Origin of the sequence: Streptococcus sp. 27098_8_186, assembly GCF_041432055.1 — a bacterium.
Taxonomy (GTDB): Bacteria; Bacillota; Bacilli; order Lactobacillales; family Streptococcaceae; genus Streptococcus; species Streptococcus dentalis.
Window position 1 is genome coordinate 1 of the sequence record NZ_JAPVYV010000017.1, and the last position, 9,193, is coordinate 9,193.

The 9,193-nt window shown below is 32.9% G+C and carries 8 protein-coding genes; all 8 read left to right on the forward strand.

From position 1 onward, the window contains the following. Positions 1-166: 166 nt before the first annotated feature. Entirely contained in the window at positions 167-394 is a 228-nt protein-coding gene (locus tag O3602_RS10035) for a hypothetical protein (RefSeq protein ID WP_003010575.1), read from the forward strand. After that, positions 391-1,227, forward strand: coding sequence for an ABC transporter ATP-binding protein (locus O3602_RS10040; protein WP_196218549.1), 837 nt, complete (start codon positions 391-393; stop codon positions 1,225-1,227). The genes O3602_RS10035 and O3602_RS10040 overlap by 4 nt, the downstream gene beginning before the upstream one ends. Further along, positions 1,220-1,975: an ABC transporter permease gene (locus O3602_RS10045; protein WP_003010580.1), complete on the forward strand. Its 756-nt coding sequence runs from the start codon at positions 1,220-1,222 to the stop codon at positions 1,973-1,975. Before O3602_RS10040 ends, O3602_RS10045 begins: the two co-directional genes overlap by 8 nt. A 1,444-nt stretch (positions 1,976-3,419) precedes the next feature. Then, a complete protein-coding gene (locus O3602_RS10050; protein ID WP_371507897.1) occupies positions 3,420-4,838 on the forward strand; it encodes a plasmid recombination protein in 1,419 nt (472 codons plus the stop codon). Positions 4,839-5,697: 859 nt separating this feature from the next. Next, positions 5,698-6,579, forward strand: a complete 882-nt coding sequence (locus tag O3602_RS10055; RefSeq protein WP_371507898.1) for a replication initiation protein — start codon at positions 5,698-5,700, stop codon at positions 6,577-6,579. 280 nt (positions 6,580-6,859) lie between these two features. Beyond that, positions 6,860-7,192 carry a hypothetical protein gene (locus O3602_RS10060; protein WP_371507899.1) on the forward strand — a complete coding sequence of 111 codons (333 nt, stop codon included), beginning with the start codon at positions 6,860-6,862 and terminating at the stop codon, positions 7,190-7,192. Positions 7,193-7,268: 76 nt separating this feature from the next. Next, positions 7,269-7,850: an Ltp family lipoprotein gene (locus O3602_RS10065; RefSeq protein ID WP_371507900.1), complete on the forward strand. Its 582-nt coding sequence runs from the start codon at positions 7,269-7,271 to the stop codon at positions 7,848-7,850. Positions 7,851-8,198: 348 nt separating this feature from the next. Then, entirely contained in the window at positions 8,199-9,119 is a 921-nt protein-coding gene (locus tag O3602_RS10070; RefSeq protein ID WP_371507901.1) for a helix-turn-helix domain-containing protein, read from the forward strand. Positions 9,120-9,193: the final 74 nt, after the last annotated feature.

Genomic DNA, 9,193 nt, shown 5'->3' on the forward strand with positions numbered 1-9,193 from the left:
AAAAAAAAAAAAATAATTAGTAACCTGACTTAGATGTCATGTTCTTTTTATTTGTTTTGAAATACAATAGAACCATAAAGAAAGGGGTTACATCCCAAGGAAGGAAGGAGAATTTTATGTTATTTGCTACTACTTTACTATCAACTTTTATTTGGATGTTCTATTAATGACTAAGTATTTAAAATGCGAAGTATCTTCTCAATTTGTTGAACAAAAAATGATTACCATTAAAAATTACTCAGAAATGAGCAGTTTGTGCAAAATAGTGGTAAATCATAAATTATTTAAAATTCTAGTGTTAGCCCCTAATGAAGAAGAAACATTGATATATGAAAATGATGAAGATATTGAAATGATTGAAATTACTGATTTAACAGAAAGCGAGGAAGAGTGATGAGCTCAATTGTTGTTTCAAAGAATATCGTAAAAACATTTGGTACGAAAATTGCCTTAAATAAAATTAATTTTGAAATTAAAGAAGGAGAGATTTTTGGATTTTTAGGTCCTTCTGGATCTGGGAAAACAACTATGATAAATATTCTCACTGGTCAACTATTACAAGATGGTGGAAATTCCCAATTATTGGGAAAGGATTCTCATAGTCTAAATTCTACAGATTTAGAAAAAATCGGAATTGTTAGTGATAAGAGTGGTTTCTATGAAAAATTATCACTAGAAAAAAACCTACTATTATACGCGAAGCTTTATGGCGTTAATTTAAATAGAGTAGATGAGTTGCTTAATAAAGTGGGGTTGCTAGAGAGCAAAAGTATATTGGCAGAGCAATTATCTACTGGAATGAAGCAACGGATGCTACTTGCTCGTGCTTTAATTAATCAACCTAAAATTCTATTTTTGGATGAACCAACAAGTGGTTTGGATCCAACAACTTCAAAATCAATTCATGAGTTGTTAGTCGATTTAAAAGAAAATGGTACAACAATCTTTTTAACTACTCATGATATGAATGAAGCTACTTTATTATGTGATAATTTGGCGTTGTTAAATAAAGGAAAACTCATTGAACAAGGTAATCCAGCAGATATCATTCAAAAATATAACACAAATAAAAGGATAAAAGTTATTTACAAAAATCGTGAAGAAAGAATCTTTGATTTTTCAGAATTAACAAAATTGAACGTCAATGATATTATTTCTATCCACTCATGTGAACCGACTTTGGAAGAAATCTTTATAGAATTAACGGGGGAAAAATTAAATGTTTAATCGACTTAAAGCATTGGTATGGTTAAGAAACCAAACTATTATTGCAAATAAAAATTTATTGGTCCAAGTGTTGATGCCTTATGGTTTGCTATTTATCTATAAGAATTTTATGAACCTGGGAGATGACAAGGGGCTCGATTTAATGTTCCTATGTTTATCAACGGCTATTGCTATGTCTGTCGGCAGTACAGTTTCTACTATCATTGCTGAAGAAAAGGAAAAAAATAATCTTAAAACGCTTTTACTAAGTGGTGTACGGCCATACGAATATCTTATCTCGGTTTTAGTACATCCAGTCGTAATTACTATTTTAAATATGATTTTGTTCCCTATTATTGCAGGTGCAGATATTTCTAAAATTTATTTAGAGTATGGTTTAGTAGTCATGTTGACAGCTATGGCTGTTATTCTCATCAATCTATGTATTGCTGCTATTTCTTCGACACAATCAAAAGCTCAAATTAACGGTTTGCCTATTATGTTGATTATTGCAATGGGACCAAATTTATCTCAAATGAATACTGATATCGCTAATTTCATTAATTATACTTTTCTTGGAGCTTATACTGAATTATTCACAAAAACAGATTTTAGTTTAACTAGTCGTTCTTTTCAAGTATTAGTAGCTTGGATTATTGGTTTGTTAATCCTTACATCATTATCACTTAAGTTTAATAAGAAGCCAAAAGCTCAAAAAAAGTTATTTAAAAAACAGGTAATAGAAATCAGAGAAAATGAGTATGCTTAATGAACATTAAAATACCTGTTTTATGTACTTGTTAATATATGTTGATTTGTCGCAAGTCATGTAATTATTTAAAAGAATATAGCAAAGGAGAAATTTTATGGTTAAAAAATTTATTATTGGTGTTGCAGTCGGTATATTCCTTTATTGTGAATTGAATTCATTGTTATAGTTTATTGAAAGAAAGGAAAAATCTCATGATTTTATTAGGAGTTATTGTGGGATCTACTGTAGCAATTGTTATTTATTGTAGACCAGTTTACTTTATTCCGGGTAAATTAAAAAAAATAAAAAATTAGGAAGTTAAACTACAAATTAGTATGAAAGGAGAGCAATTCAAACTCTTAGAAAAAAACAAATCAGGTAACTTTTTTTGTTTTTTATAAAATTTACATCTTATATCAATGAAGTTTTTTTGATTTTCCTAATAGGTCTCCAATTATTTTGCTTTTGTATAATCTTCTGTTTTATCAAACTGAGCTAATATTTCCTTTTTTTTGCTTTTCTAATATTTCTTTCTCCTCAGACCATATACTAGTAAAGGCTTGTTGAGGTTTGAAAGCAAAAAGAAGAAAATTACTGTAGAACGCAATGAATACGGTTATCAAGTTTATTAAATGGCTGAGAGAGGGAGTTGTAAGCTCTCTCTTTTTTGTCTGCGCGGTTCGCGGACAAATTGCACGTTGGTTCGTGCGAAGGCAAAGACCATTTTTTTGCTGATAATTTTAGCGCAGCTGAAATTATTTTGTTAGCAAAAAATGGGCAAGCAAAAATTGCTTCACGCAATTTTTTCGGTGCGTTGTTCGCGCCGATTTTTTCGAGACCACAAAAGTGGGCCGAAAAACGCAGTGAATTTTTTGGACCATGATGGGGCAAAAAAGGGGTGCAACCCAAGCTCTCCGCAGGAGCGTTTTACCTTTGTACGCCACGCAGTGGTGTCAAAGGTGCAAAAACGTTACTCTTTGCCAAAGAGTAACAGAAACTCCTGCTAAATCTCGACTGTAGATTATTATTTTTAAGTCTGTTTTCAATCGACAATAACGACGCAGAATAGCGATAGCGCTGCGTCATAGCCCGTTTTTCGGGCTACCTTACGCTTTTTTAATTTAGTGATGGTTCTGTATACTGGTCCACGTTTAAGTCCATTAATGGGCTTGTATGTAGTCCATCTTTTAAATAAATCATGGGCTTATATATGGTCCATAATTTTATTATTTCGTGGTCTACTATGTAGACCATTATTTGGATTGTTCATGGACTTGTATATAAACCCACGAGATAGGCAAAATATGGATCTCTTTATATATCTATATTTTTAATAACTAGATTATTATCCTAGTTATTTTTTGAGTATTGCTTTTTTCTCTATCTTGTCTTTTTTTTTAACAAAAAATGGCATACTATGAGTAACTCTTAAAGAGTAACTCTCGAAAGGTAGGTTTAAATCATGAATAAAACAATGACATTGTCCTTCAAAACAAACCCAAAACAAACGAATATAAGACACAATAACCGCGAATTGACAGAAAAGGAATTTAAAAGCGATGCTCATAAACATATCAAACGCGAAAAATCGAAATACAATATTCAGATTTTCAAACGTGATATTAAAGATGTTTATCATGATCTGTTTGATGATGCACTGAACGCTTATAATGCGAAGCAAAAACGCAAAGATCGGAAAATCGATGATTATTATAAACACGTCCAGAAGTCCAAAAATCTGGACCTGCAGAGAGAGTTTATTGTGGCCGTCGGAAACAAAGCTGATTGGGAAAAATTGAGTTTTGAAGAAAAGCAAGAGGTGGGAGAAGCCCTGGCGCGCTATGTGAGCGATTTTAACGAGCGACATAGTAATATGACTATCTACAACGCAATCGTCCATTTGGACGAATCTGGGGCCCCTCATGCTCATTTTAACGTGGTTCCGACGGCAACTGGATATAAAAATGGGCTTTCAGTCCAACCGTCATTTCGAAAAGCGTTGGAACAGGAAGGGTTTGGGCCAAGCGGACGAGAACAGTTTAAAGCGTTTCGAGATGCAGAAATCCATCGTCTACATGAATTTGTCCATGAAATCGGAATCGACCGAAAAGCTGGGCAAACCAATGATATCAAGGATATGCGCGAATACAAAGACGCGATGGAATACATTGAGAATCGAAGATCAAGTCAGATTGTTAAAATCCAGCGAGAAGAACAAGCTCACGAAGAAAAGATGAATGAGTTAAACGAGCGATTGAAACAACAAGAAGAAAAATTTCAAAAACGAGAAGAGGCATTTAAAGACCGCAAAAGGCAACAAGCTAGATTGATAAAGGAGGGTAACGATGAGATCGCTAGCAAAGCTGAACAGCTTGACTTGAAGCGAATCGAAGATGAAGCAGTAGATGCGATGCTGAAGATGCAGCTGATTGCAAAAAAACCGATTGACGACAAACGGAACTATAAAATCGAAGAGAAAGGTTTTGGCAAGGAAAAGCAACGCTATGTAATGGTTCCAGAAAAAGACTTTGACGATTTGGCCCGTAGGGCTGACAGAGGGCCGTTGATGCAGTTGCTGAGTGATTTCAAAGAGCATATTCTCGGTCTAGGAATTGTAAAACGTCTGAGGGCTACAATTGCTAAACTAAAAGAAGAAATGGCTAGTCTAATCAAAGAAAATGATAACTTGTCTAAAGAATTGACCTCTATGGTTGAAGACAGAAATAAATACAGATCTCAGTTACAGGATCAAGAGTATTATCTGACAGATCGAGAACGTGAGGAAATTGCTGAAAAGATCATTCAGAGAAAGGATCTTGAGTTGGAAGATGGAGATAGAGACAGGGTATTTGAGAGAGATGATCTGGATTTGAGTAGATAGATAATCTAAGCAATTTATAATTTATACAGTTTATCTACTTTAATATCTATGTTTTGCAAAAAAGGTAGATAAATTTATACACTTACATAATAGGACGTGTAAACCTTACTCTCCCAAGGGTTTTTAAAATTGAAGCAAAGTGTATAAACTGTATAAAATTGAATTTAAAACAACAATTTTAAAAAAGTGTTGTTAAAAAGTGCCATTTTTGTTGTTTTTAAATCTAAGTGAGATTATTTAAAGTAAACCTGATTCAAAAAAAAGTTTAGTTTTACTGCCATTTCACTTTACTTTTGCTAACTTAAATAAATCATCTACACCAAAAGCGGACGGCTTTAAGCCGTCTTTCCATTGGCTTTATAATCTAAATTACAGAATTCATCTAGTGTAAATAGCCATCATCGACCCTCTAGCTTTATACTCCCTTGTAGGCCAGCTGTGTTGCGTTTAAAACAAAAAGTAAGTCGTAAGATCACAAATGTTGGATTGACTGCTAACAAAGAGGGCGCAAGCCCTCTGGGAGCGAAGCGACCGAGAGCCGAAGGGCTCTAAGGCGAAGCCTCAAAAAATCAAACGAAGGTGTAGATTTGGGGTCGAAACGAAGTGAGACCTTATTTATATATATTTTATATATATGTTTAATAATATATTTAACACCTCCGAAAACCTTAGAGTCCCAATGGTTTTCGAGTTTTATGGGTGTAGAAATGTCGGTTTATGGGTGTAGAAATGTCGGTTTATGGGTGTAGAAATGTCGGTTTATGGGTGTAGAAATGTCGGTTTATTAAGAACAAATATAAATATTTGCTTTATAAAGTTTTTGGTGGTATAATTAAGAAGAAATGAAAAGGAGTTCTTAATGGCTAATGAAGTAGTTAAGCATCACAATGATTTAAACACGGTTATCATGAGAAAATGGACAGCAGAAGAGATGAATTTCTTTTTTGCGATTATTACAAAAGCAAGAGACAAAGGCACTTCTGACCTTATTTTCGATAAACATCAACTGGCAGAATTGGCAAACTATTCTATCGAACACAATAAGCGATTTTACGACACAATGGATAGCCTAGCAAATAACATCTCTCAATTAAGATACATCGAGAAAACAAAGAATTCTATTGAATACATGCCACTTTTTACACGTTTCAAAGTTGAATGGGAAGATGATTTGTCAGACATGCAAGCCCAAGTTTCTGTATCCCCTCTTTTTGAGTATATTTTGAATAAGTTATCAGCAAATTTTACTCAGTATGAGTTGCAAGAGTTTACTTCCATTCGCTCGACTTACGCAAAAACCGCTTATAGACTTCTGAAACAGTGGCGAACGGTTGGACGAAAAGAGTTCAAGATTGATGAATTTAAACTTTTGTTAGATATGCCAAGTAGCTATAAATCAAGCGAAATCGATAGAGCGGTCATCACTCCGATTTTAAAACAGTTGTCTCCCTATTTTGAGGATTTAAAAGTCAAAAAAATCAAGTCAAAAAAGCGTGGAAATCCAGTTTTAGGGTATGAATTTACTTGGAAAAAAGAAGTGACTGGAACGTATGATCCAGACAAATTCAATAAACCAAAACCGAAAAAGTCTAATAAAGCAAAATCGAGCAAAAAGACAAGCAAGACAAACGTGCCAGCTTACCACAACCCTAACTACGAAAAGAAACCTCTAACACCTGAAGAAGAGAAAAGAGCGAAAGAGTTGAAAGCGAAAGCAGAGAATTTGAAAAAAGACGGTTAAGCCGTCTTTTTATTTGCGTCAATTTTAACTAGGTTAATAGCTTAGTTATATTGTTAAATCGTAAAAAATAGGGCTTCAATTTTTAGCTGCATTTTATAGTTGTTTTATTATGTTTTAAGAGTTTAAATGTCAGGATGGTATATTTACCCTCTCAGACCCCTTTAGTTCATTTTCTAAAGGATTTGATAAGGAAATGGGAGCGTAAAATCGATTGTAGTTAAAAATCACCTGAAATTTGTGATAAAATTGTAAAGAAAAAGAATTACAAAGGAGATACAACGTGACGCAAGGGAAACATAAAAGTCTAAACGTACGTATTACAGATGAAGAAAAAAAAGAATTAGAAAAACGCGCAAAAGCTAGTAAAATGAAGCTTTCTGAATACGTAAGAAATGTATTGCTTAGTGAAGAAAATGTAGAAAATACGCAACACGAAAGCGACACAGATGTGTTACTTGTGTTACAATCGGAACTTAAAGAAAAAAATGAGCAAATCGCGAATTTGCAAGAGTTGTTGAAGAATCAACAGATATTAACTCTGGATTTGTCGCGAGAAAACAAAGAAAAAACCTTGCTTTTAGAGCACAAAAAGTGGTGGCAATTCTGGAAGTAACCTCGTTTTTTATTGCAAACGCTTCCCGTATTTAGTAAAATTACTACATAGGAAAAATAAAAAATGGGGAAGTTTTATGAAAAAGGTAACTACACTTGCAATCATCGGATTGTCTGCTATTGCTTTAACTGCTTGCTCTTCAGGCTCTGATAGTAAAAAAGATGCGAAAGCATCAGAAGCTAAAACAGAACAAAAAGCATCTTCTTCAAGCGAGGAAAATGTATCAACTGAATTCAAGAACGCACGCAAAAAAGCAGAGTCATACGAAAAAACTGTCCATCTTTCAAAAGAAGGGCTTAAAAACCAGCTTATTAGCTTCGATAAGTTCCCAGAAGATGCAGCTGAATATGCTGTAACAAGTTCTAATATAGATTGGAATGAGCAAGCTCTTAAAAAAGCAGAGTCATACGAAGATACTGTCCATCTTTCAAAAGCGAAATTAGCTGAACAACTTGTTACTTTTGAGAAGTTCACTCAAGAAGAAGCAGATTACGCAGTTAAAAACATTAAAGTTGATTTCAAAAAGCAAGCGTTGGAAAAAGCTAAAAACTATCAAGAAACGCTCGCTCTTTCAGGAGAAGCTCTCAAGACCCAACTTATTGATTTTGAGAACTTCACTGAAGAAGAAGCAAACTACGCAGTAGAAAATTTGAAATAAAACAAAAACAGGGGATATCCTCTGTTTTTGTTTTATATATACAAATTTGACGAAAAAATAGTGCTGAGAGAGCCATTTTGACGTGTTTTCAGTTTGTTTTGTGGGCCATCTATCACTAGAAAAGCCTACAGGGTCAAGGGGTTAAGCTTGTTTTATTACATAATGTTATGTTTCCGAAAAAGAATTATTTTTCGGAAAAATGTTGTCTTGTTAAATTATAGACGTCAATAAACTCTCATCGTATATAAATTTAAATGTATTCTATTTGTAAACTAAAACAGATCTTTATAATTAAAATAATTAATTTCATGATATAATACTGTTAAACATAAATTTTAGGAGTACGATATGACTATTGAGGATAAAGATGCCGAATTAAAATTGAAAATAGGTAATAACATCCGAACAGCTCGTCTTAATAAAAACATGACTCAAGCAGATGTTTGTGGAGATGAATCTGAATTAACTATCCGTCAACTTGCACGTATTGAAAACGGGCAAGTGTTAGTATCTCTTTCTAAATTATTGTTTCTATCTCAGAAATTAAATTTTCCCATTAAAGATATAGTAGATATAGAAAAAATAGAAATACCCAAACGGTATCTAGAATTAAAAAATAAATTAATACGTTCTCATACTTATGGTGATGAAAAACGTATTAGTATTTTAGAAGAGATGTTTGATGAAATATATGAGAATTTTTATGAGCATCTCCCAGAAGAAGAACAACTGCTTGTTGAAGTTTTACAAGTGCAATTAGATGTTTTTAGTAGTCGAGACATTACTTATGGCTTATCTTTACTCGAGGAGTATTTTCAACAGATTTTAAAGAAGAAAAAATATAGCTACAATGATCTCCTAATTATCAATTTGTATTTTCTTTGTTGTGCTATTGGTTTAGAAGATAAAACTTATTTTGAAGAATTATCTAAAAAAGTTTTATTATATATTGATTATAGTGATAATGATCGTATCTATATACTTGAAAGAATATTGATAGGAATTTTAATACAAGTAAAAATAGAGGATTACTTAATTTATACCAAAGTTTTACGCGAGATAACTGATAGTACAAATAACTTCCAACACAAACCTGTTATTTACGCTTTTGAGGCTAAATATTATTTGAAAGTGGAAAAAAGTTATGAAAAAGCAGAGCAATCTTATAATAAAGCTATTGAGTTTGCCAACATGCTTAATGATCAAGTCTTAGCTAGTAATTTGCTTAAAGAGAAAGAACTTGATTTAATTGAGATCCCATCAACTTAAAAAAAGAAAGAGAGAAGTGTACACTTCTCTCTTTTTTTTTATATTAGTCTTTCTATTAAGGGGATCTTATAAGC

Excerpts from the sequence above, each read along its gene's own strand:
- O3602_RS10045 (WP_003010580.1), top strand. The coding sequence starts at position 1,220 with ATGTTTAATCGACTTAAAGCATTGGTATGGTTAAGAAACCAAACTATT.
- O3602_RS10065 (WP_371507900.1), top strand. The coding sequence starts at position 7,269 with ATGAAAAAGGTAACTACACTTGCAATCATCGGATTGTCTGCTATTGCT.
- O3602_RS10050 (WP_371507897.1), top strand. The coding sequence starts at position 3,420 with ATGAATAAAACAATGACATTGTCCTTCAAAACAAACCCAAAACAAACG.
- O3602_RS10070 (WP_371507901.1), top strand. The coding sequence starts at position 8,199 with ATGACTATTGAGGATAAAGATGCCGAATTAAAATTGAAAATAGGTAAT.
- O3602_RS10055 (WP_371507898.1), top strand. The coding sequence starts at position 5,698 with ATGGCTAATGAAGTAGTTAAGCATCACAATGATTTAAACACGGTTATC.
- O3602_RS10035 (WP_003010575.1), top strand. The coding sequence starts at position 167 with ATGACTAAGTATTTAAAATGCGAAGTATCTTCTCAATTTGTTGAACAA.